The sequence below is a fragment of the Variovorax sp. VRV01 genome, assembly GCF_014852545.1.
Taxonomy (GTDB): domain Bacteria; phylum Pseudomonadota; class Gammaproteobacteria; order Burkholderiales; family Burkholderiaceae_C; genus Variovorax; species Variovorax beijingensis_A.
The window spans coordinates 248654-269160 of sequence record NZ_JACVBS010000005.1; the positions used below are offsets into that span (position 1 = coordinate 248654).

Below are 20507 nucleotides of genomic sequence, written 5' to 3' on the forward strand. Positions count from 1 at the left end.
AAAAGTTGTCAGGCGGGGCGGCTGAGCGGGGCCCGGTTCAGAACGCCGCCAGCTGCCCGTCCACGAACACGTGCAGCTCGCCCGGCGCGAAGGCCGTCCAGCTTTCGTTGGTGGTGAGCGGCGCGGTCACGACCACTGCCACACGGTCGTTTGGCGTGGTGTGCTGGGCGAAGTCGATCTCCAGGTCTTCGTCCGACAGCTGCGCCGTGACGAAAGGATGGCGCCGCTCCACGTACCAGAGATGCGTGGAGGCATGGGCCCAGAGCGCCTGGCCGTTCGACAGCATGAAGTTGAAGGTGCCGTGGCCCGCAAGCTGCGGCGCCAGTTCGCGTAGCGTGAGCGTGAGTTCCTCGATGCTCGGCACGCCCGCATGCGACTTGGCCAGCTCCTGCATGATCCAGCAGAAGGCGTGCTCGCTGTCGGTGTTGCCCACCGGGTGGAAGTTGCCGTGCAGGCGCGGTCGGAAATCCTTCAGGTCGCCGTTGTGGGCGAACACCCAATAGCGGCCCCACAGCTCGCGCACGAAGGGGTGGCAGTTCTGCAGGTTGACGGCGCCCTGCGTGGCCTTGCGGATGTGCGCAATGACGTTGCGGCTCTGGATCGGGTAGCGCCGGATCAGCTCGGCCACCGGCGACTCGCTCGCGGGCATGTGGTCGACGAAGTGGCGCAGCCCGCGGTCCTCGAAGAAGGCGATGCCCCAGCCGTCGGCATGGTGGTCGGTGCGGCCGCCGCGCTGCGCGAAGCCCGTAAAGCTGAAGGTCACGTCCGTGGGCGTGTTGCAGTTCATTCCAAGCAGTTGGCACATGGCGCTATTAGAGCGCGAGCGCCGCCCGCCCGGCGAACCCGTGCGCCCGTTCAGCGCACGAAGCGGCCTTCGGGCGTGACGCGCACCATCTCGATGAAGCGCGAGCCGGCATTGGCGCCGGTCGAGAAGTCGATATCCATGCCGGCCAGGCGCAGCCTGAGGGCGCGCAGCGTCGCATGCAGGCGGGCGCGCGTCAGGTCGCGGCCGGTGCGCTTGAGCGCCTCGATCATCACCAGCGCGTTCAGGTAGCCCTCGAAGCTGCCGTAGCCCACCGGCACCTGCGCGCGCTCGGCCAGGCGGCGGTAGTCGCGCGTGACGGATTCCACCTCGCCCCAGGGATAGGGCATGACCTGCGAGATGGCCAGGCCGCTGGCCTGCAGCTGCACCACCTTGGCCGTGACCTCGCCCGGCACGATCGACATGCCATAGAACATCGGCTTGCTGCCGGACCCGTAGGTCGCCTTGATCACCTCGCCGGCCACGGTGCCGGCCAGGTACATCAGCACCGCCTGGGACTGGCTGTCGGCCAGCGTCTTGCCGGCGGCGGCGGAGGTCGAGCCGTCGCCCTTCACCGACACCACCAGCGCGGGCGCCTGCTTGTGCGTGGCCATGGCCGCCTCGATCAGCTTCACCGCCTCGACGCCGCCGGGATTGTCCAGGTGGGCGATCGCGATCTTGTTCACGCCGATGGTCGACAGGTGCTCGACCAGCGCCTGCGCCTCGCGTGCATTGCTGGCGCGCACGAAGTAGGCCGAACCCGCCACGCGTTCGCGTGCGCTGTCGCCCACGCCGTAACCGCCGACGCTGGGCGCGCCGCTTTGCTGCAGCAGCTTGGCCGCGGCGGCCGTGGTGCCCGAGCCCACGCAGCCGAAGAAGGCGAACACGCGATGGTCGTTCAGCAGCTTGCCGTAGTTTTCGACCGCCTTCTCGGGCTTGAGCTCGTCGTCCAGCGCCACCAGCTTGATCTTGCGTCCGCCTACGCCGCCCTGTTCGTTGACGGCGTCGAAGGCCAGCGCGGCGCCGTTGTGCACGACCTTGATCTGCGAGCCGAGCGGACCGCTCAGCACGGCCGAGCTGCCGAGCACGATTTCGGTGTCGGTCACCCCGGCCTCGGCGGCCTGCGCGGAGGAGAGATGGGCCAGGCCCGCTGCGAAAACGGCCGTTCCGGCGACAAAACTTCTGCGTTGCATGAAACCCATCCCATCATTAGCTAACAAATGCTAACAATTAGAAACGATGGGTGCTTAAGTATTACTAAGTGCTTACCCTTGCGGGGCGGGCTGCCGAAGCTGCCAGGCCGCGCAGATGGCCAGCGCGCACAGCCCGGCCAGCATCAGGAAGACCTCGTCGAAGGCCGCCAGCCGCGCGGGGCTGCTGGCAGCATTGGCCAGCGAATCGCCATGCGCCGCCAGGCGCCACTCGAGCACGATGGCGCACAGGCTCACGCCGGCCGCGCCGCCCAGCATGCGCAGGAAGTTGATCGCGCTGGCGCCCTGCGGAATCAGCGGCTTGGCCAGCGGCCGCATCGATCCGAGGTTGAGCGACGGCAGGATGAAACCCAGCCCGATGCGCCCGATGACGGCAAACGCCACCAGCAGCCAGAGCGCGCTGTCGAGCCGCAGCACCACCATCAGCGCGAACGAAGCCGCCAGCAGCACCAGCCCGATGCTCACCAGCATCCAGGTCGGCTGCCGGTCGGCCAGCCGGCCCACGCCGGCAATGGTCAGGGCCAGCACGATGCCCGCCGGCAGCAGGATGGTGCCCACGTGCGATGCAGACAACTGCAGCCCGACCTGCATGTACACCGGCAGCAGGTAGGTCGAGCCGAACAGCGCCGTGCCGTAGATGAAGGCGACCACGCTGCCCATGGCGAACTGGCGGTACTGGAACAGCGCCAGGTTCATCAGCGGTTCGCCGCCGCCGGCTGCGTAGCGGCGCTGCCACCAGACGAAGGCGCCAAAGGCCAGCACCGCGGCCGCCAGCAGCAGGCCGGCCTGCGCCGGCGAATCGCCGCGCAGCTCGACCAGGCCGTTCAGCAGGCAGAGGGTGCCCACCGTGCCCAGCGCGAGGCCGCGCCAGTCGAGCCCGCTGCCGCGCGAGGCCGCCACGCCGCCGGGCGCCGTGGTGGGCACGAACCTGTAGGCCAGCCAGAGCGAGGCCAGGCAGAACGGCACCACCATGAAGAAGATCGAGCGCCAGCCGAACAGGTCGACCAGCACGCCGCCGATGCTCGGGCCGATGGCCGGCGCCAGCACCACGCCCATGCCGAAGATGCCGCTCGCCCGCCCCTGCTCGTGCGGCTCGAAGGCGCGCAGGATGATGATGGCCGGTATGGGCTGCACCACGCCTGCCGCCAGCCCTTCGGCCACGCGCGCCAGCAGCACCAGCGAGAAGTTGTTGGCCAGCCCGCCCGCAATGCCGCCCGCGAGCAGAAGCACCATGGTGCCCGCGTAGGTGCGGCGGTAGCCGTAGCGCGACAGCAGCCAGGGCGTGGTCAGCATCGAGACCGTCATGGCCACCATGAAGCCCGAGCTCACCCACTGCGCGCGCTCCTGGCCCAGCGAGAAATGATGGCTCATGCCCGGGATCGCGACGTTGACGATGGTCGAGGACATGATCGACGCCATCACCCCCACCATCACCGAGAGCAGCAGGTACCAGCGGTAGCGCGGGCCGTAGCGTTCGCGCAGGGTGCCGATGGAAGGCGGGGCCGGCGAAGCGGCTTCGGGCTTGGGAGTGGTGGTCATGGGCGGTGGCCCCGGCTTCTCTTGTTGCGGGTCCGTCGTCCTACAAGCATATCGGGCTTTGCGCGGCGGGTCCGGCGCCTGCGCGTCCCACAATGCACCGCTGCCCCGCACTGCCTTCCCAGAACAATGAAATGAATACGCCAACTGATCCCGCCGGCGCTCCCGAACCGGGCGCGGCCTCCCACCTTGCCTCCGAGCTCGCGGCACCGACGGTGAGCCGCGCCTACCGTTGCCAGTGCGGCCGGCCGGTGTTCCTGCGCAACAGCCAGTGCCTGGCCTGCCGCACGCCGCTCGGCTATGTGATCGAGCGCCTGGGCGTCGTGCCGCTGGCGCCCGTCGAGGCCGAGGACAAGGCCGGCGACAACGACGAGGCCGACGGCGCCGAGCCCGAGCTCTTCACCGTGTTCGGCAATCCGGACGGCAAGAGGTACCGCCGCTGCGCCAACCTCATGACCGCCGCCAGCTGCAACTGGATGGTGCCGGCCCCGCGCGAGGGGGACGAGCCCTCGTTCAACACCGACGGCCTCGCGCCCGGCTTCTGCCTGGCCTGCAGCGTCACCCGCACCATCCCCGATCTTTCGGTGGAAGGCAACGGCGAGCTCTGGCGCAAGCTCGAGCATGCGAAGCGCAGGCTCATCTCGCAGCTGCTGGCACTCGGGCTGCCGGTGGTCAGCCGCCATGCCGATCCGGTGCACGGGCTGGCTTTCGACTTTCTGGGCAACATGCCGGGCGGCCCGCATGTGATGACCGGGCATGAACAGGGCGTGATCACCCTCAACGCCGAAGAGGCCGAGGACGCGGTGCGCGAGCGCATCCGCGCCGAGATGCGCGAGCCCTACCGGACGCTGCTCGGGCATTTCCGCCATGAGGTCGGCCACTACTACTGGGACCTGCTCGTGCAGCCCACGCCCTGGCTCGACGAGTTCCGCGCGCTCTTCGGCGACGAGCGCGCCGACTATGCCGCGGCGCTCCAGCGGCACTACGACCAGGGCCCGCCGCCCGACTGGGCCAACCGCTTCGTGAGCAGCTACGCAAGCATGCACCCCTGGGAAGACTGGGCCGAGACCTGGGCGCACTACCTGCACATGGCCGACACCACCGACACCGCCATGAGCTTTGGCGTGGACGCCACCAACGTCGAACTCACCAGCGACCTGTTCACCACGGACGACCTGTGGCAGCCCGAGCATCCCGGCGCCGCCAGGTTCCTGGATTTCCTCAACGGCTGGGTGCTGCTCACCAACGTGCTCAACGAGCTTTCGCGCAGCATGGGCCAGCCCGACTACTACCCCTTCGTGCTGCCGCGCGTGGCCGTCGGCAAGCTGCAGTTCATCCATTGCGTGATCACGCAGCAGCGCGACCGCACGGGCGACGCAATGGCGCCGGCGCAGATACCGCCGCAGGCCCAGAGCCAGCAGCAGGACGCCACTCAGTCCTGAAGAGGCTCGGCGGGCACTCCCGCGGCGCAGCGGGCGCACATGCAGGCCTTGCCGCGCGATGCCGGGGGCAGGGCCGCAAACGGTGCCTTGCCGAAGTCGGCCGCCATGCACCAGCAGGGCGGTTGCGGCTGGCCGGTTGCGCGCGCGGTTTCCATCGCGCAGCGGTTCTGTTCGCCACACAGCGGACAGCGCGTGGTGTCGATGACGGTGGCTGTTTCCATCGCGTCAGGCGAGCTCGAAGGCCGGCAGCTTCCTGGGCACGGCCACGTTGCGCAAGGTGGCGTACACCGGCAGGCCGTTGCGGTAGGCGGGGTAGTCCTCGCCTTCGATCAGCGGCAGCAGGTAGCGCCTGCACTGGTCGGTGATGCCCCAGCCGTCGTCCGAGATGAAGTCGCGCGGCATCGGCTTTTCGACGTTCGCCACCGCATCGAGCGGCGCGCTGCCGATGCGGTAGGTGTAGGGCGCATCGGAAGTGCGCTCGATGGTCGGCATCACCGCGTTGCGGCCCTCGAGCGCGAGCTCGACCGCGCGCTGCCCCAGCTCATAGGCCTGCCGCACGTCGGTGGCCGAAGCAATGTGCCGCGCCGCGCGCTGCAGGTAGTCGGCCACCGCCCAGTGGAACTTGTGGCCCAGCGCTTCCTTGACCATCTGCGCCACCACCGGCGCCGCGCCGCCGAGCTGCGCATGGCCGAAGGCGTCGCGCGTGCCCTGCTCGGCGAGGAAGCTGCCGTCGGGATAGTGGCAGCCCTCGGACACCACCACCGAGCAGTAGCCGTGCTGCTTCACCAGTTCGTCCACGCGCGCGAGAAAGCGCGCCTTGTCGAACTCGATCTCGGGGAACAGCATCACCACCGGAATGCCATGGTCGGCCACCAGCCCGCCGGCCGCCGCGATCCAGCCCGCATGGCGCCCCATCACCTCGAGCACGAACACCTTGGTGGAGGTGGCCGCCATCGAGCGCACGTCGAACGAGGCTTCGAGCGTCGACACCGCCACGTACTTGGCCACCGAGCCGAAGCCCGGGCAGCAGTCGGTCAGCGGCAGGTCGTTGTCGATGGTCTTGGGCACGTGGATCGCCTGCAGCGGATAGCCCATCGACTGCGACAGCTGGCTCACCTTGAAGCAGGTGTCGGCCGAATCGCCGCCGCCGTTGTAGAAGAAGTAGCCGATGCCATGCGCCTTGAACACCTCGATGAGGCGCTCGTACTCGCGCCGGTTCTTCTCGAGCGACTTGAGCTTGTAGCGGCACGAGCCGAACGCGCCCGAGGGCGTGCTGCGCAGCGCCGCGATGGCTTCGGCCGGCTCGGCGCCGGTGTCGATCAGCTCCTCGGTCAGCGCGCCGATGATGCCGTTGCGCCCGGCGTAGACGTTGCCGATGCGGTCCGGGTGTTTTCGTGCCGTCTCGATCACGCCGCAGGCCGACGCATTGATGACCGAGGTGACGCCGCCCGACTGGGCGTAGAAGGCGTTGGTCAAGGTGGTGTTGCTCATGGGGTGGATTCCTCGGTCAGTGATGCCACAGCAGCGGCGCAGCGCGTGATGTCCAGGTCCGGTGAGGCAGGCATGACCCGATTCTGCGGCAGCGGCGAGTCGCAAGCCAAATCGAATCTAGCGCGTGAGTTGGCTCGGGGCGGCTTTTGCGTTTTGGCACATCTTGGATCTGGCCATGGCGCGGGCGCTTCGGTGACATGGCACACCTCATTGCACGCCAAAACGTTAAATAACCAGATTAAATGTTATTCAACGGTGAATTAGGCGCCGCCAGGGAACGGGTATGCGGGTTGCTGAATTGAAATGACCTTCGGGAGGTCCGGAGTTCAATTCACATCAAAGGTAATTCACATGAACCGTTCCATAACTCGCGCCGCGCAAAAGGGCTTCACTCTGATCGAATTGATGATCGTGGTCGCGATCATTGGTATCTTGGCCGCTATCGCGATTCCGCAATATCAAACCTACGTTGCCAAATCGCAGTTCACCCGTGCAATGGGTGAAGCTGGCAGCCTAAAGACGGCTGTTGACACCTGCCTGCTCGACGGCAAGACCGTTGTGGGCACGGCTGCCGCTGAATGCAACCCCGCTGCTAGCGCATCGACCATTCTCGTCGGCGCTGCTCAAGCTGGCGCTCCTGCTGTGACCGCGGGTGTCAATGGTTATCCGCAAGTCTCGCTCGGCGCTACTGCTGCTGCTGCCTCCACAGTGATCGCTACGCTGGGCAACTCTGCAGCTCAGCCGCTGAAGACGAAGACGATCACTTGGTCGCGCGCTGGTGACTCCGGCACCTGGACCTGCAGCACCAATGCTGACCAGAAGTACGTTCCGACGGGTTGCACGGTCGCACCGTAATTCTTCTGAAGCATCTAAAAAAGCCGCCTTTGTCGGCTTTTTTAGCTTTCCACACGCGCTCGGAGCCAATTGACTAGCTTTGCCGTGTTTTAAAATAATGAAAAAATCAGGGGGCGAATTTATGAATGGTGTGCCGATCAGCATTGCTGCATCGGTCGCCGTCACCGAGCGCAGCCGGCGCACGTGGTGGCGGCGAATTGCGGACGGGACGGTGACCCGTTTGGCCGATGACGCAAGAGGGCGGGCCATGCTCAGCCTCGAAAAAGTTGTCCCGTTCATTTGCGTCCCACTCGACAGGGCGGATCTCGAATTCCTCGTGCGGGCCGACGCGGGTGACGCCGATGCACAGAACGACATCGGACAGTTGTTTTCGAATGCCGGCAAGCCGAAGATTGCCCTGTACTGGCTCGAGCAGGCCGCGCATCAGGGCCATGCGGACGCCATGCAGTGGTTGGGCCGCTGCTACATCGGCGGCGAAGGCGTGCCAAAGAACAAGAACATCGGCTTGATGTGGATCGCCAAGGCAGCCGCGCACGGCCACGTCATCGCACAGGCGCAAATACAGGGGTCGTTTCGTATTTCGCCCGCGAACGGCCCGAAGCCGCGCTAGCCAAAGCTCAAGCCAGTGCGCAAAGGTGCGGCGCGTTATCTCAGGCCCATCGCCCGCGTGATCACCTCTTTCATGATCTCGTTCGTGCCGCCATAGATGCGCTGCACCCGCGCATCGGCATAGGCGCGCGTGACCGGGTACTCCCACATGTAGCCATAGCCGCCGTGCAGCTGCACGCAGGCGTCCATCACCTTGCACTGCAGGTCGGTGGTCCAGTACTTGGCCATGCTGGCGGTGGCGGTATCGAGCTTCTCGGCCATCAGCAGCTCGATGCACTTGTCGACGAACACCTGCGCCACCTGCACCTCGGTCTGCAGCTCGGCGAGCGTGTAGCGCGTGTTCTGGTAGCTGCCCACCGGCTGGCCGAACACCTTGCGCTCCTTCACATAGGCCACCGTCTGGTCGATGGCGGCCTGCGATGCGGCCACCGCGCTGATCGCGATCTGCAGCCGCTCCCACGGCAGCTGCTCCATCAGGCAGACAAAACCGCGGTTCAGCTGCGCCGCATCGCCGAGCAATGCGTTGGCCGGCAGCCGCACGTCGTTGAAGAACAGTTCGGAGGTGTCCTGCGCCTTCAGCCCGAGTTTCTTGAGCCGCTTGCCCTTCTCGAAGCCCGGCATGCCGCGCTCGACCAGGAACAGGCTGGTGCCCTTGGCGCCTGCGGCCGGGTCGGTCTTGGCCACCACGATCACGAGGTCGGCATGCCAGCCGTTGGTGATGAAGGTCTTGCTGCCGTTGAGCAGGTAGCTGCCGTCGGCCTGCTTCAGCGCGCTGGTCTTGACCGCCTGCAGGTCGCTGCCGGCGCCGGGCTCGCTCATCGCGATGGCGCCGACCATCTCGCCGCTCGCGAGCCTGGGGAGGTAGCGCTGCTTCTGCGCCTCGGTGCCGTAGCGCAGGATGTAGGGCGCCACGATCTCGCTGTGCAGCCCGAAGCCGATGCCCGTGAAGCCGCGCGCCCAGAGCTCCTCGAACTGGATCACCGAAAAGAGCAGGTCAGCGCCCGCGCCGCCGTAGGCCTCGGGCAGCGCCATGCAGAGAAAACCGTTCTCGCCGGCCTTGGACCAGACGGCGCGGTCCACGTAGCCCTGTTCTTCCCACGCCTCGTGGAAGGGCGCGATCTCCTTGTCCATGAAGCGGCGGAAGCTGTCGCGGAAGGCCTCGTGGTCGGCGCTGAAAAGCGTGCGTTCGATCATGGCCTCAGCGCCCGGGGAAGCTTGGAGGGCGCTTCTGCAGGAAGGCGCTCACGCCTTCGCGGAACGTGGGACGGTCGATCAGTTCGCGCTGGCGTTCGCTTTCGTAGTGCAGCTGCTCGGCCAGCGTGTGGCGCTCGGCGGCTTCGAAGGCTTCGCGCGCCTCGACCACCGCATGCGCCGGCAGGCGGGCGAGCCGCTGCGCGATCGCGCGTGCTTCTTCCAGCAGCTGTTCGTCGTCGGCGCAGGCCCAGATCAGGCCCCATTGCACGGCGCGAGCGGCACTCAGGCGCTCGTCGAGCAGCGCCATGCCCATCGCACGCGCCCTGCCGGCGCGCCTCGGAATGGCCCAGGTGCAGCCCAGGTCCGGCACGATGCCGAGCTTGGGCAGAAAAGGCAGGTAGAAGTAGGCGCTGCGCGCGGCAATCGTCACGTCGGCCGCCAGTGCCAGGCCCACGCCGGCACCGGCTGCGGCGCCGTTGACGGCTGCCACCACCGGCACGGGCAGCGTGCGCAGCGTCTCGATCAGCGGGTTGCTGAGCGACTGCATCCACTCCGCGGTTTGCGCGCCGAGCGACTTGCCTTCTTCGCCGGGTGCCATGGCGCTGAGGTCCGCGCCCACGCAAAAGGCCTTGCCGGCGCCGGTCAGGATCACGGCGCGCACCGCGCGGTCGCCGCGGATGCGCTCCAGCGTGTCGCGCAGTTCGACCTGCAGTTCGCGCGCAATCGGGTTCAGCTTGGCCGGCAGGTTCAGCGTGAGCGTGGCAATGCCGTCCGCCAGCTCGTAAAGCACATAGGGCTGCTGTGCGGTCATCAGAGCCTCTCCACGATGGTGACGTTGGCCATGCCGCCGCCTTCGCACATCGTCTGCAGGCCGTAGCGCTTGCCGCGCCTGCCCAGCGCGTGGACCAGCGTGGCCATGAGCTTGGTGCCCGAGGCGCCCAGCGGATGGCCGAGCGCAATGGCGCCGCCGTTCACGTTGAGCCGCGCCGGGTCGGCGTCCAGCGCCTCCAGCCAGGCGATAGGCACGGGCGCGAAGGCTTCGTTCACTTCATAGAGGTCGATGTCCTGGATGCGCATGCCGGCCTTCTTGAGCGCGCTCAGCGTGGCGGGCAGGGGGGCCTCCAGCATGATCACCGGGTCGTGCCCCATCACGCTCATGTGGTGGATGCGCGCGAGCGGCTTCACGCCCAGCGTCTTGAGGCCGCGCTCGTTCACCACCAGCACGCCGCTCGCGCCGTCGCAGATCTGGCTCGCGGTGGCGGCGGTGCAGCGCCCGCCCTCGGCAATCAGCTTGACGCCCGCGATGCCTTCGAGCGTGGCGTCGAAGCGGATGCCTTCGTCCACCGTGTGCTGCTCGCCCGTGCCGCTGCCGTCGGCCTGCAGGATCTCGATGGGCACGATCTCGTCGTCGAACGCGCCCGCGCGCGTGGCGGCCATGGCTCGGCGGTGGCTTTCGAGCGCATAGCGGTCGAGCGCATCCTTGTCGATGCCGTAGTTGGCCGCGATCATCTCGGCGCCGGCGAACTGGCTGAACTCCACGCCGGGGTAGCGCCTCTTCATGGCCGGGCTCATGTAGGTGCCCAGGCCCGCCTTGGCCGGCAGCGCGTTGGGCGTGAACATCGGCACGCGCGTCATGCTTTCGACGCCGCCCGCAATCACCGCATCCATGGCGCCCGACATCACGGCCTGCGCCGCGAAATGCAGCGCCTGCTGCGACGAGCCGCACTGCCGGTCGACCGAGGTGCCCGGCACCGATTCGGGCAGCTTCGACGCCAGCACCGCATTGCGCGCCACGTTGGTTGCCTGCTCGCCCACCTGGCTCACGCAGCCGAGGATCACGTCCTCCACCGCGGCCGGGTCGATGCCGCTCTTCGCCACCAATGCGTCGATCACCTGCGCCGCCAGGTCGGCCGGATGCCAGCCCGCGAGCTTGCCGCCGCGCCGGCCGCCGGCCGTGCGCGCGGCGGCGACGATGTATGCCTCTGCCATGGTCATGTCCCTCTAGAAAAGAAAACAGCGCGGACCATGCGGCGCCCAACGCAAAAAAGCCGCCCGTCACGGCGGCGGCGTTCGGTGCAGGGGAGGTCCATGGCATCGAGGTTCGATGCCGGGGCCGCTCAGGTCAAGCCGGGGACAACCCGAGCGGCAGCAGTCGCCAAGGCGACCGGCGCCGCGCCGGCGCGGGCAGCGGCATGGCCGCGGGCTGCGCGTCCGAGACCGTGATGCACGAGGCCTCCAGCGCCGAGACCAGCACGCGCCGGTGTTCGGTGCTCTCGAAGCGTTCGCCCGGCGCAAGCACGATGTCGCGCGGGTCGCGGTCGAGCGTCACCCAGACCGAGCCGCTGCGGCATTCGATGCCCACGCCGGCGCCATCGGGCACGGCAAAGATGGAACGGGTCGGCAGGCTGACTTGAAAGCGGGAAGAAAGAGGCTGGGTGCTCATGGCAAGCTCCATTGCATTCGTGATACGAATGAATATAGTGAGTTGACCCCGCTCTTACACACGGTCGTTTGGAACTCGTTGCATGCATCCAGAGAATGCGAAAGCCTCCGTGGGCGAACTGCCGCCGCTCGAGCTGCTGCGCAGTTTCGAGGCCGCGGCGCGCCGGCTGAGCTTCACGCTCGCGGCCGGCGAACTGCACCTGACCCAGTCGGCCGTGAGCCGCCAGATCCAGCAGCTCGAAGCCAGCCTGGGCGTGCTGCTGTTCGAGCGCCGGCACCGCGCGCTGGCGCTCACCGAGGCGGGCGGCGTGATGCAGCGGGCCGTGACCGACAGTCTGGAGCGCCTGCGCGACGCCACGGCCCGGGTGCGTGCCAGCTCTGCGCCGCGCCAGGTGGCGATCACCACCACGCCGGGTTTCGCGTCGCTCTGGCTCATTCCGAAGCTGGCGCGCTTCACCGGCAGCCATCCCCAGGTCGACGTGCGCGTGTCGGCCACGCTCGACGTGCTGGACCTGGAGAGCAGCCGGCTCGACCTGGCGGTGCGCTTTGCGCCGATCGGCCGTGGCGCCGGCCCGGCGCTGTTTGAGGAATCGGTGATCCCGCTGTGCTCGCCGCAGCTCGCGGCCTCCCTGCGCACGCCCTCGGATTTCGCGAACCTCACGCTGCTGACGGTGGAGTACCCGGACCACAGCGAGGCCCCCACAGCCGATTGGGAACCCTGGCTCAAGGTGATGGGGCTCGATGACCTGCGCATGAAGAGCACGCTGCGCTTCACCCAGTACGCCGATGCGGTGGCCGCCGCGGTGGCGGGGCAGGGCGTGGTGATCGGCCGGCTGCCGCTGCTGCGCGAGCTGGTGCGCGACGGCCGGCTGGTGGCGCCGCTGGGCGAGGGCGCGGCCTCGCATCGCGGCTATTTCATCGAGGCCTCGCGCCGTGCCGCGGGCAATCGCGACGCACAGGAATTCGCGCAATGGCTGCGCGACGAAGCCGAGGCGGCGCAGCGGAGCTGACGGATTTGCGCGAAGCGAGGCGTGGGCTCTGCGCCACAGGCGCACGCGCCGCGCTTGCACACAGCGTGCGTGCTCGCCAGAATCCGCCCTTCGTTTTTCAGCAACAGTTTTTTATCCGCGCCTGGCGACGACCAACCTCCCGGGCGACACAACCACTCAATGAACCGTTTCCTGAACACCTGACCCGCACACCGACCGCCCCGGCCGGATGTGCATCCACGCATCCGCCGAGGCCCATCGACAAAGGCCCCGCGCAGCCATTCGCCGGGGCTTTTGCATTTTTGGAGTGTGCGCACATGAGTGCTCAACGAAAGGCCCGCGACGACGACAAGCGTCTGGGCCGGTTCTATTTTTCGGTGCCGAACGCGGCACCTCGCAATCCCGTGGTGGCCGCCATCGCGCGAGGCGAATCGAACCAGAAGGCGGGGCGCCATCTGCGCACGCACCGCGCGGAGCGGCGCGCGCAGAAGGTCGCGTTGCAGAAGGCCGCGCGCGGCTTGGCGCGGGAGGGCTGACGATGCGCGAAGACATGCTCAGGGCCGCGCGGATGCGAGGCTCGTGCCTTCGTGTGCACGCGGCAGCAACAGGAACGCCAGCGTGCCCACCGCCAGCATGGCCGTGATCGTGAGGAACACCGCGCGGAACGGCTCCACGCCGTTCGACGCGGCCCACGATGCGGCCACGCCCGTGGTCCACTGCATCAGCGACACGCCGAGGAACATCGCCATGTTGAGCAGCGACAGCGCGCGTCCCGTCATGGCCGCCGGATAGGCGGCGCGCGTGTACGAATACTGCAGCACCGAATAGCCAGAGAGCAGGCCGTAGAGGATCGGCAGGCCGATGTCGACGGCGAGCGAATGCGTGAGTGCCATCAACGCGAACATCACCGCGGCCGCGAACGCGCAGCCCGTGAGCCAGCGGCCGCGCCGCGCGCCGCCCGGGTCGAGGCGGCCGAACATTGCGGGGCTGATCATGCCCGCGATGGTCATCACCAGCGCCACGTTGCCGCTGCTGACCAGCGACAGCCCGTGGCGGTCGTGCAGCACGGGGCCGAGCCAGAGGCCGCGCAGGGTGATGAACGCGGCATACGACACGCAGGCAAAGCACAGCAGGCCCAGCGTGTGCGGCATGGCAAAGAGCGGCAGCAGTTCGCGCACGGCCTTGGCGAGCGTCTGGCGTTCGTGCGGCGCCGCGCGCGGCGGCTCGTGCACGCGCCAGAACACGAAGCCCCACGACAGCACCGCGAAGCCCGCGAGCAAGGCGTAGCCCGCGCGCCAGCTCGCGGCTTCGATCAGCAGCGCGAGCGGCGTGCCGGTGAACAGGATGCCGAGCCCCGCCATGCTCATCACGAGGCCCGACATGGCCGTGAAGCGCGCGGCCTCGAAGTGCCGCGCGATGAACACGGTGCAGGCGAGAAAGGCCGGCGCGCAGCCGACGCCGATCATGGCCTGCCCGAGCAGCAGCGCATGGAAGCTGGGCGCCGATGCGCACAGCACCGCGCCCGCAATGGCAAGCGGAAAGGCCGTGAGCACCGTGCGCCGCACGCCGTAGATGTCGATCGACACACCCATCGCGAGCTGCGTCGCGCCGAACATGAAATGGAAGGTGCCGGCCCACAAGCCCAGCGCCTGGGCCGTGAGGCCGAAATGCTGTGCGAGCGGCGTGGCCATCATCGCGCCGACGGTGCGAAAGGCCTGGCTCAGCGCGAAAGCGGAGGCCAGCACGATCAGCATCGATGTGGCCGAACGTGCCGAAGCGGGGGAGAGGGTCATGGGAGAGGCGCAGCGCTGGAGACGGAGGCAGCACGGATCCTAACGGCATGCCAAAGAAAAAAACGGCGCCTCGGGCGCCGTCGTTTTCAAGAGCCGATGCACGGCCGCGGTCAGGCCTCGCCCTTCACCTTCAGCCGCCACGCATGCAGCAGCGGCTCGGTGTAGCCGCTGGGCTGCTCGATGCCCTTGAACACCAGGTCCTGCGCCGCCTTGTACGCGGCCGAGGTGTCGAAGTGGCCGGCCATCGGCTGGTACACCGGGTCGCCGGCGTTCTGTTCGTCGACCACCTTGGCCATGCGCTGGAAGGTCTGGTCGACCTGTTCCTTCGTGACCACGCCGTGCAGCAGCCAGTTGGCGATGTGCTGGCTCGAGATGCGCAGCGTGGCGCGGTCTTCCATCAGGCCCACGTTGTGGATGTCGGGCACCTTGGAGCAGCCCACGCCCTGGTCGATCCAGCGCACCACGTAGCCGAGGATGCCCTGCACGTTGTTGTCGATCTCCTGCTGCTTCTCGGCTTCGGTCCAGTTGGCCGCGGGCGCAATGGGCACCTGCAGCAGCGCGTTCAGGATGTTGTCGCGTTCCGCGTCGGCATCGATCTTCTCGAGCTCCTGCTGCACGGCCGTCACGTTCACCTGGTGGTAATGCAGCGCATGCAGCGTGGCGGCGGTGGGCGAGGGCACCCAGGCGGTGTTGGCGCCGGCCTTGGGGTGCGCGATCTTCTGCTCGAGCATGGCGGCCATCAGGTCGGGCATGGCCCACATGCCCTTGCCGATCTGCGCCTTGCCGCGCAGGCCGCACGAGAGGCCGACCAGCACGTTGTTCTTCTCGTAGGCGCCGATCCACGCGCTGGACTTCATGTCGCCCTTGCGGATCATCGGGCCGCCGTGCATGGCGGTGTGCATCTCGTCGCCGGTGCGGTCGAGAAAACCGGTGTTGATGAAGGCCACGCGCGCGGCGGCCTCGGCAATGCAGGCCTTGAGATTCACGCTGGTGCGGCGCTCCTCGTCCATGATGCCGAGCTTCACGGTGTTGGCGGGCAGCCCGAGCAGCTGCTCGACGCGGCCGAACAGCTCGCTCGCAAAGGCCACTTCGGCCGGGCCGTGCATCTTGGGCTTGACGATGTAGATGCTGCCGGTGCGCGAGTTGCCCTTGCGCTTCAGGTCGATCATCGCGATGGTGGTGGTGACCACCGCGTCGAGGATGCCTTCGGGAATTTCCTTGCCGCCCGCGTACAGCACGGCCGGGTTGGTCATCAGGTGGCCCACGTTGCGCAGGAACATCAGCGAGCGGCCGTGCAGCTTCACGGGCTTTCCGTCGGCGCCGATGTATTCGCGGTCGGGGTTGAGGCCGCGCGTGAAGGTCTTGCCGCCCTTGGCGACTTCTTCCGTCAGCGTGCCCTGCACGATGCCGAGCCAGTTCGAGTACGCGACCACCTTGTCGGCTGCGTCGACCACGGCCACCGAGTCCTCGAGGTCGAGGATGGTCGAGAGCGCGGCTTCGAGCACCAGGTCGCTCACGCCGGCCGCGTCGCTCTTGCCGATGGGCGTGCTGCGGTCGATGCGGATGTCGAGGTGGATGCCGTTGTGCCTGAGCAGCACCGACGACGGCGCAGCCGCATCGCCCTGGTAGCCGACGAACTGCGCGGGGTCGGCCAGGCCGGTGCTGCTGCTCTGCAGCGCGACGACGAGCTTGCCGTCCTTCACGCTGTAGCCGGTGGCCATCTTGTGCGAGCCGTTTTCCAGCGGTGCGGCCTGGTCGAGCACGTTGCGCGCGTATTCGATCACCTTGGTGCCGCGCACGGGGTTGTAGCCCTTGCCTTTTTCGGCGCCACCGGTTTCGGGAATGGCGTCGGTGCCGTAGAGCGCGTCGTACAGCGAACCCCAGCGTGCGTTGGCGGCGTTGAGCGCATAGCGGGCGTTCAGGATGGGCACCACCAGCTGCGGGCCGGCCTGCAGCGCGAGCTCGGAATCGACGTTCGCGGTGGTGGCCTTCACGCCCTGGGGCTGCGGCAGCAGGTAGCCGATCTTCTCGAGGAAGGCGCGGTAGGCCGGCATGTCGGTGATGGGACCAGGGTTCTTCTTGTGCCAGGCGTCGAGCTCGCTCTGCAGGCGGTCGCGCTCGGCCAGCAGTGCGATGTTCTTCGGCGCGAGGTCATGGACGATGGCGTCGAAGCCTTTCCAGAAAACCTCGCTGGCCACGCCGCTGGCGGGCAGGACCTTGTCCTCGATGAAGCGGTGAAGCTCGGTCGCAACCTGGAGGCCGTGGGTGGTGGTGCGGGCGGTCATGTTTTTCTCTCCTTGAGAACGGTGCAATGCTGAATGAATCGAGGGGCGGTGTCTGTCAGAAGAACCCGAGCACGTCGCGCAGGCTGGTGCCGATGCGTTCGGGCTGCGTGCCGAGTTCTTCGAACGGGAGCTGGTAGCGGTTGACCCAGAACGTGCGAAAGCCGAACCAGGTGGCGCCGAGCGCGTCCCAGCCGTTGCAGCTGACGAAGGCGATCCGCCCGGGCGGCAGGCCGGTGGCGGCGACGCCGAGCTGGTAGGCATCGGGATGCGTCTTGTACTTGCGGATGCCGTCGACGCTCAGCACGTGGTCGAGCAGGCCGTCGAGCCCGGCGCTGCGCACGGCGGCATCGAGCATGCCGGGGTCGCCGTTCGAGAGGATGCCGGTGGCCACGCCGCGGTTCTTGAGTGCCTGCAGCACTTCGCGGCATTCGGGAAAAGCCGCGAGCGTGCGGTACTGGTCCATGAGCTGCTGCTCGGCGGCTTCGGCCAGGCCGAGGCCCAGCCGCTTGCAGGTGTAGCGCAGCGCGGCGCGCGTGAGTTCGCCGAAGGGGCGGTAGTGCGCGCCGTGGTTGCTGGTGGTGACGAGGCGCGTGTATTCGATCTGCTTGTCGCGCCAGCCCGCGGCCAGCGCCTGCCCCTGGCCGGCGAACAGCCGCTCGGCCGCCTGCGCGACGCTGTAGACGTCGAACAGCGTGCCGTAGGCATCGAAGAGCACTGCGCCGGGTTGATCCATGGCTTGGACTTTATTCGATACTTTGCTGATCAGTAATAACCAGGATCGGGATTTATCAGTGACAAAAATGATGGTAATCGCAGTGCGGCTGCGTTTTTCCCCTTTGTTTGTCAGAGGATTCCGCTGAGCTCGCGGGCGGCGGTGCGCACCGGCTCGATGTGGCGCGCGTCGTAGCGGTGCGCCGGCATCGTCAGCGTGACGGCCGCGGCGAGGCTGCCGTCGGCATGGAACACCGGTGCCGAGATGCCGGCCAGCTCGGCCGTGCGGTCGCCCACCAGCGCGCAGTAGCCCTGGGCGCGGATCGCGTCGTACAGCTTGCGCTCTTTGGCGCCGCGGAGGCGCCCGGCTTCGGGGCCGAAGGCGATCAGCACGCGCGCGCCCGCGCCGCGGTCGTTGGGCAGCAGATCGCCCGCGCGCACGTGGTCGCGCACCACATGCGACGAATCGACGCGGAACTGGCACAGCCGCACCCAGCTGTCGCCCTGGTCCTGCCGCACGTGGTAGGCCGCGCTCTCGCCCGTGGTTGCCGCCAGCGAGCGCAGCACCGGCAGCACGATGCGGTCGAGCGACAGCGACGCCGCATAGAGGCCGTGCAGCCGCGCGATCTCCGCGCCCAGTGCATAGCGGCCATCGTCCTGCCGGCGGATCAGCCGTGCATGTTCGAGCGAGGCCAGGAGCCGCAGCACCGTGCTCTTGTAGAGCTGCGTGCGCTCGGCGAATTGCGCGAGCGTGAGCGCCTCGTCGCCGGGCCGGAACGCCGAGAGCAGGCTCAGGGCGCGGTCGACCGCGGCGGCCCCGCCGGGCGCGGCGTTGAGGTCTGGAACCGATTCGGTTCGGGCTTTGCGAGGCATGGGCGGGCTTGACAGTGAAAGTCGATCGGCAGTTTAATTCTGTTTAACAGAATTTAGTTCTGCAAGATAGAACTGTCAAGCGGTCGATGCCGCGACCGCTCAACGGAGATGAAGCCAATGACACCCCCCGATGTCCTCATCAGCGAGGTCGGCCCGCGCGACGGCCTGCAGTCGGTCAAGGCCACGATGCCGACCGCCGACAAGCTGCGCTGGATCGATGCGCTCCACGCGGCCGGCGTGCGCGAGATCGAGGTCGCCTCCTTCGTGCCCGCCAAATTGCTGCCGCAGATGGCCGACGCCGCCGAGGTGGTGCGCCATGCCGTCACCTTGCCCGGCCTCACCGTGATGGCGCTGGTGCCCAACCGCAAGGGCGCGCAGGCCGCGCTCGAAGCGGGCGTGCACAAGCTCACCATGCCGGTCTCGGCCAGCGTGGCGCACTCGCTCGCCAACGTGCGCAAGACGCCCACCGAAATGGTCGAGGAGGTGCGCGCCATCTCCGAGCTGCGCCGCGCGATCGCGCCGCATGTGAGGCTCGAGGCCGGCATCTCCACCGCCTTCGGCTGCACGCTGCAGGGGCTGGTGCCGGAGGACGACGTGATCCGCCTCGCCGCGCAGTGCATCGAGGCCGGCGCGGAAGAAGCGGGCCTCTCGGACACCGTCGGCTACGCCAACCCGGCGCAGGTGCGCCGGCTCTTCCGGCGCCTGCGCGCCGAGCTCGGCGCGCACGCCGGCGCCGCCCACATGCACAACACGCGCGGCCTCGGCATCGCGAACTGCCTCGCGGCGTGGGACGAGGGCGTGCGCACCTTCGACGCCTCGCTCGGCGGCCTCGGCGGCTGCCCCTATGCGCCCGGCGCCTCGGGCAATGCCGTCACCGAAGACCTCGTCTTCATGTTCGAGGCGATGGGCGTGCGCACCGGCATTGATATTCAAAAACTCATCGCGGCGCGCGCGCCGCTCATGGCCGGCCTGCCCGGAGAACCCGTCTACGGCATGACGCCCGAAGCCGGCCTGCCCAAGGGCTTCGTCCAACAGGAAACCACCCCACATGCCTGAATCCCACCCCCTGCCGTACGCCGGCGTCCGCGTCGTCGAGTTCACCCACATGGTGATGGGCCCCACCTGCGGCCTGCTGCTGGCCGACCTCGGCGCGGAGGTCATCAAGGTCGAGCCCATCGAGGGCGACAGCACGCGCCGCCTGCTCGGCTCGGGCTCGGGCTTCTTCCCGACCTTCAACCGCAACAAGAAGAGCATCGCGCTCGACCTCAAGACGCCCGAAGGCGTGGAGGCCGCGCTGCGCCTCGTCGCCACGGCCGACATCGTGAGCGAGAACTTCAAGCCCGGCACCATGAAGAAGCTGGGCCTGGACTACGACAGCCTGAAGCAGCTCAACCCGCGCCTCATCTACGTGAGTCACAAGGGCTTTCTGCCCGGCCCCTACGACCACCGCACCGCGCTCGACGAAGTGGTGCAGATGATGGGCGGCCTGGCCTACATGACCGGCCGGGCCGGCGACCCGCTGCGCGCGGGCACCAGCGTGAACGACATCATGGGCGGCATGTTCGGCGCCATCGGCGCGATGGCCGCGCTGCGCCAGCGCGAGCTCACCGGCAAGGGCTGCGAGGTGCAGTCCGCGCTGTTCGAGAACAACGTGTTCCTGGTCGCGCAGCACATGATGCAGTTCGCCGCCACCGGCCGTGCGGCCGACCCGATGCCCAGCCGCATCTCGGCCTGGGCCGTGTACGACGTGTTCACCGTGAAGGACGGCGAGCAGATCTTCCTCGCGGCGGTGAGCGACAAGCAGTGGGCGATCTTCTGCAAGGCCTTCGGCCTGGAAGAAATGCTGGCCGATCCGCGCCTCGCGACCAACAACGACCGCGTGCTCGCGCGCGACTGGATGATGCCGATCCTGCGCTCGCACCTGGCGGGCTACAGCGCCGCCGAACTCAGCGCGGTGTTCGAGCAGAACGAGCTGCCCTTCGCGCCCATCACCAAGCCGCAGGAGCTGTTCGACGACCCGCACCTGAACGCCACCGGCGGCCTCGCGCCCGTGCGCATGAACGACGGCCACATGGCCAAGGTGCCGCTGATGCCCTTCACGCTCGATGGCGAAAGGCCCGGCATCCGCCTGCAGCCGCCGCGCATTGGCGAGCACACGGGCGAGCTGCTGAGGGAAGTGGGCTACAGCGAGGAGGAGATCGCCGCCTTCGAGGCGCGTCAGGCCGGCATCACCGGATGAGCCCGGGCAAAACCCTGGCGATATAGTTCGGGCGC

20 protein-coding genes are annotated in these 20507 nt (G+C 68.0%); 7 read left to right on the forward strand and 13 right to left on the reverse strand.

The window, feature by feature from the left end; all coding sequences use genetic code 11:
• Positions 1-37: 37 nt before the first annotated feature.
• From IB278_RS11475 to IB278_RS11485, 3 genes are all read right to left on the reverse strand, one after another.
• Positions 38-805 carry a class II glutamine amidotransferase gene (locus IB278_RS11475; protein WP_145742589.1) on the reverse strand — a complete coding sequence of 256 codons (768 nt, stop codon included), beginning with the start codon at positions 803-805 and terminating at the stop codon, positions 38-40.
• A gap of 50 nt (positions 806-855) precedes the next feature.
• On the reverse strand, positions 856-1995 hold the full coding sequence (locus IB278_RS11480; protein WP_145742587.1) for an ABC transporter substrate-binding protein: 1140 nt from the start codon (positions 1993-1995) through the stop codon (positions 856-858).
• 72 nt (positions 1996-2067) lie between these two features.
• Positions 2068-3552: a DHA2 family efflux MFS transporter permease subunit gene (locus IB278_RS11485; RefSeq protein ID WP_145742585.1), complete on the reverse strand. Its 1485-nt coding sequence runs from the start codon at positions 3550-3552 to the stop codon at positions 2068-2070.
• 131 nt (positions 3553-3683) lie between these two features.
• On the opposite strand from IB278_RS11485, the gene IB278_RS11490 reads away from it, so the two are divergent.
• Positions 3684-4991, forward strand: coding sequence for a putative zinc-binding metallopeptidase (locus IB278_RS11490; protein ID WP_192323485.1), 1308 nt, complete (start codon positions 3684-3686; stop codon positions 4989-4991).
• Here the strand turns inward: IB278_RS11490 and IB278_RS11495 are convergent.
• Together IB278_RS11495 and IB278_RS11500 are read right to left on the reverse strand one after the other, a co-directional pair.
• Positions 4982-5212, reverse strand: coding sequence for a cysteine-rich CWC family protein (locus IB278_RS11495; RefSeq protein WP_145742581.1), 231 nt, complete (start codon positions 5210-5212; stop codon positions 4982-4984). The genes IB278_RS11490 and IB278_RS11495 overlap by 10 nt on opposite strands.
• A 4-nt stretch (positions 5213-5216) precedes the next feature.
• Positions 5217-6482 carry a 6-phosphofructokinase gene (locus IB278_RS11500; RefSeq protein ID WP_192323486.1) on the reverse strand — a complete coding sequence of 422 codons (1266 nt, stop codon included), beginning with the start codon at positions 6480-6482 and terminating at the stop codon, positions 5217-5219.
• A gap of 351 nt (positions 6483-6833) precedes the next feature.
• Between IB278_RS11500 and IB278_RS11505 the strand changes: the two genes are divergently transcribed.
• Positions 6834-7337, forward strand: a complete 504-nt coding sequence (locus IB278_RS11505; RefSeq protein WP_192323487.1) for a pilin — start codon at positions 6834-6836, stop codon at positions 7335-7337.
• Positions 7338-7458: 121 nt separating this feature from the next.
• Positions 7459-7947, forward strand: coding sequence for a tetratricopeptide repeat protein (locus IB278_RS11510; protein WP_225612849.1), 489 nt, complete (start codon positions 7459-7461; stop codon positions 7945-7947).
• Between the two features lie 35 nt (positions 7948-7982).
• Here IB278_RS11510 and IB278_RS11515 read toward each other — a convergent pair whose 3' ends face one another.
• From IB278_RS11515 to IB278_RS11530, 4 genes are all read right to left on the reverse strand, one after another.
• The gene (locus IB278_RS11515) at positions 7983-9140 is read right to left on the reverse strand and encodes an acyl-CoA dehydrogenase family protein (RefSeq protein ID WP_192323488.1); all 1158 of its coding nucleotides are present in this window, start codon (positions 9138-9140) and stop codon (positions 7983-7985) included.
• Positions 9141-9144: 4 nt separating this feature from the next.
• Positions 9145-9951: an enoyl-CoA hydratase-related protein gene (locus IB278_RS11520; protein WP_192323489.1), complete on the reverse strand. Its 807-nt coding sequence runs from the start codon at positions 9949-9951 to the stop codon at positions 9145-9147.
• On the reverse strand, positions 9951-11129 hold the full coding sequence (locus IB278_RS11525) for an acetyl-CoA C-acetyltransferase (RefSeq protein WP_192323490.1): 1179 nt from the start codon (positions 11127-11129) through the stop codon (positions 9951-9953). Before IB278_RS11525 ends, IB278_RS11520 begins: the two co-directional genes overlap by 1 nt.
• 133 nt (positions 11130-11262) lie before the next feature.
• Complete coding sequence (locus IB278_RS11530; RefSeq protein WP_145742571.1) at positions 11263-11583, reverse strand: DUF2917 domain-containing protein; 321 nt, start codon at positions 11581-11583, stop codon at positions 11263-11265.
• Between the two features lie 82 nt (positions 11584-11665).
• Here IB278_RS11530 and IB278_RS11535 point away from each other — a divergent pair, with 82 nt between their 5' ends.
• Together IB278_RS11535 and IB278_RS11540 are read left to right on the forward strand one after the other, a co-directional pair.
• Positions 11666-12592, forward strand: a complete 927-nt coding sequence (locus tag IB278_RS11535; protein ID WP_145742569.1) for a LysR substrate-binding domain-containing protein — start codon at positions 11666-11668, stop codon at positions 12590-12592.
• Between the two features lie 296 nt (positions 12593-12888).
• Complete coding sequence (locus IB278_RS11540; RefSeq protein ID WP_145742567.1) at positions 12889-13107, forward strand: hypothetical protein; 219 nt, start codon at positions 12889-12891, stop codon at positions 13105-13107.
• A gap of 18 nt (positions 13108-13125) precedes the next feature.
• Here IB278_RS11540 and IB278_RS11545 read toward each other — a convergent pair whose 3' ends face one another.
• From IB278_RS11545 to IB278_RS11560, 4 genes are all read right to left on the reverse strand, one after another.
• Positions 13126-14364, reverse strand: coding sequence for an MFS transporter (locus tag IB278_RS11545; protein ID WP_192323491.1), 1239 nt, complete (start codon positions 14362-14364; stop codon positions 13126-13128).
• Positions 14365-14474: 110 nt separating this feature from the next.
• Positions 14475-16649 (reverse strand): malate synthase G, encoded by a 2175-nt coding sequence (locus tag IB278_RS11550; RefSeq protein ID WP_192323492.1) that lies wholly within the window; start codon positions 16647-16649, stop codon positions 14475-14477.
• Positions 16650-16704: 55 nt separating this feature from the next.
• Positions 16705-17382 carry a haloacid dehalogenase type II gene (locus IB278_RS11555; protein WP_192323493.1) on the reverse strand — a complete coding sequence of 226 codons (678 nt, stop codon included), beginning with the start codon at positions 17380-17382 and terminating at the stop codon, positions 16705-16707.
• Positions 17383-17492: 110 nt separating this feature from the next.
• A complete protein-coding gene (locus IB278_RS11560) occupies positions 17493-18233 on the reverse strand; it encodes an IclR family transcriptional regulator (RefSeq protein WP_192323494.1) in 741 nt (246 codons plus the stop codon).
• A gap of 117 nt (positions 18234-18350) precedes the next feature.
• Here IB278_RS11560 and IB278_RS11565 point away from each other — a divergent pair, with 117 nt between their 5' ends.
• Complete coding sequence (locus IB278_RS11565; protein WP_145742559.1) at positions 18351-19289, forward strand: hydroxymethylglutaryl-CoA lyase; 939 nt, start codon at positions 18351-18353, stop codon at positions 19287-19289.
• Positions 19282-20472, forward strand: coding sequence for a CaiB/BaiF CoA transferase family protein (locus IB278_RS11570; protein WP_192323495.1), 1191 nt, complete (start codon positions 19282-19284; stop codon positions 20470-20472). Before IB278_RS11565 ends, IB278_RS11570 begins: the two co-directional genes overlap by 8 nt.
• Positions 20473-20507 lie beyond the last annotated feature (35 nt).

What these genes read in the sequence shown, in the direction of transcription:
- IB278_RS11475 (WP_145742589.1), bottom strand. Translation starts at nt 805, where the DNA reads ATGTGCCAACTGCTTGGAATGAACTGCAACACGCCCACGGACGTGACC.
- IB278_RS11480 (WP_145742587.1), bottom strand. Translation starts at nt 1,995, where the DNA reads ATGCAACGCAGAAGTTTTGTCGCCGGAACGGCCGTTTTCGCAGCGGGC.
- IB278_RS11485 (WP_145742585.1), bottom strand. Translation starts at nt 3,552, where the DNA reads ATGACCACCACTCCCAAGCCCGAAGCCGCTTCGCCGGCCCCGCCTTCC.
- IB278_RS11490 (WP_192323485.1), top strand. Translation starts at nt 3,684, where the DNA reads ATGAATACGCCAACTGATCCCGCCGGCGCTCCCGAACCGGGCGCGGCC.
- IB278_RS11495 (WP_145742581.1), bottom strand. Translation starts at nt 5,212, where the DNA reads ATGGAAACAGCCACCGTCATCGACACCACGCGCTGTCCGCTGTGTGGC.
- IB278_RS11500 (WP_192323486.1), bottom strand. Translation starts at nt 6,482, where the DNA reads ATGAGCAACACCACCTTGACCAACGCCTTCTACGCCCAGTCGGGCGGC.
- IB278_RS11505 (WP_192323487.1), top strand. Translation starts at nt 6,834, where the DNA reads ATGAACCGTTCCATAACTCGCGCCGCGCAAAAGGGCTTCACTCTGATC.
- IB278_RS11510 (WP_225612849.1), top strand. Translation starts at nt 7,459, where the DNA reads ATGAATGGTGTGCCGATCAGCATTGCTGCATCGGTCGCCGTCACCGAG.
- IB278_RS11515 (WP_192323488.1), bottom strand. Translation starts at nt 9,140, where the DNA reads ATGATCGAACGCACGCTTTTCAGCGCCGACCACGAGGCCTTCCGCGAC.
- IB278_RS11520 (WP_192323489.1), bottom strand. Translation starts at nt 9,951, where the DNA reads ATGACCGCACAGCAGCCCTATGTGCTTTACGAGCTGGCGGACGGCATT.
- IB278_RS11525 (WP_192323490.1), bottom strand. Translation starts at nt 11,129, where the DNA reads ATGGCAGAGGCATACATCGTCGCCGCCGCGCGCACGGCCGGCGGCCGG.
- IB278_RS11530 (WP_145742571.1), bottom strand. Translation starts at nt 11,583, where the DNA reads ATGAGCACCCAGCCTCTTTCTTCCCGCTTTCAAGTCAGCCTGCCGACC.
- IB278_RS11535 (WP_145742569.1), top strand. Translation starts at nt 11,666, where the DNA reads ATGCATCCAGAGAATGCGAAAGCCTCCGTGGGCGAACTGCCGCCGCTC.
- IB278_RS11540 (WP_145742567.1), top strand. Translation starts at nt 12,889, where the DNA reads ATGAGTGCTCAACGAAAGGCCCGCGACGACGACAAGCGTCTGGGCCGG.
- IB278_RS11545 (WP_192323491.1), bottom strand. Translation starts at nt 14,364, where the DNA reads ATGACCCTCTCCCCCGCTTCGGCACGTTCGGCCACATCGATGCTGATC.
- IB278_RS11550 (WP_192323492.1), bottom strand. Translation starts at nt 16,649, where the DNA reads ATGACCGCCCGCACCACCACCCACGGCCTCCAGGTTGCGACCGAGCTT.
- IB278_RS11555 (WP_192323493.1), bottom strand. Translation starts at nt 17,382, where the DNA reads ATGGATCAACCCGGCGCAGTGCTCTTCGATGCCTACGGCACGCTGTTC.
- IB278_RS11560 (WP_192323494.1), bottom strand. Translation starts at nt 18,233, where the DNA reads ATGCCTCGCAAAGCCCGAACCGAATCGGTTCCAGACCTCAACGCCGCG.
- IB278_RS11565 (WP_145742559.1), top strand. Translation starts at nt 18,351, where the DNA reads ATGACACCCCCCGATGTCCTCATCAGCGAGGTCGGCCCGCGCGACGGC.
- IB278_RS11570 (WP_192323495.1), top strand. Translation starts at nt 19,282, where the DNA reads ATGCCTGAATCCCACCCCCTGCCGTACGCCGGCGTCCGCGTCGTCGAG.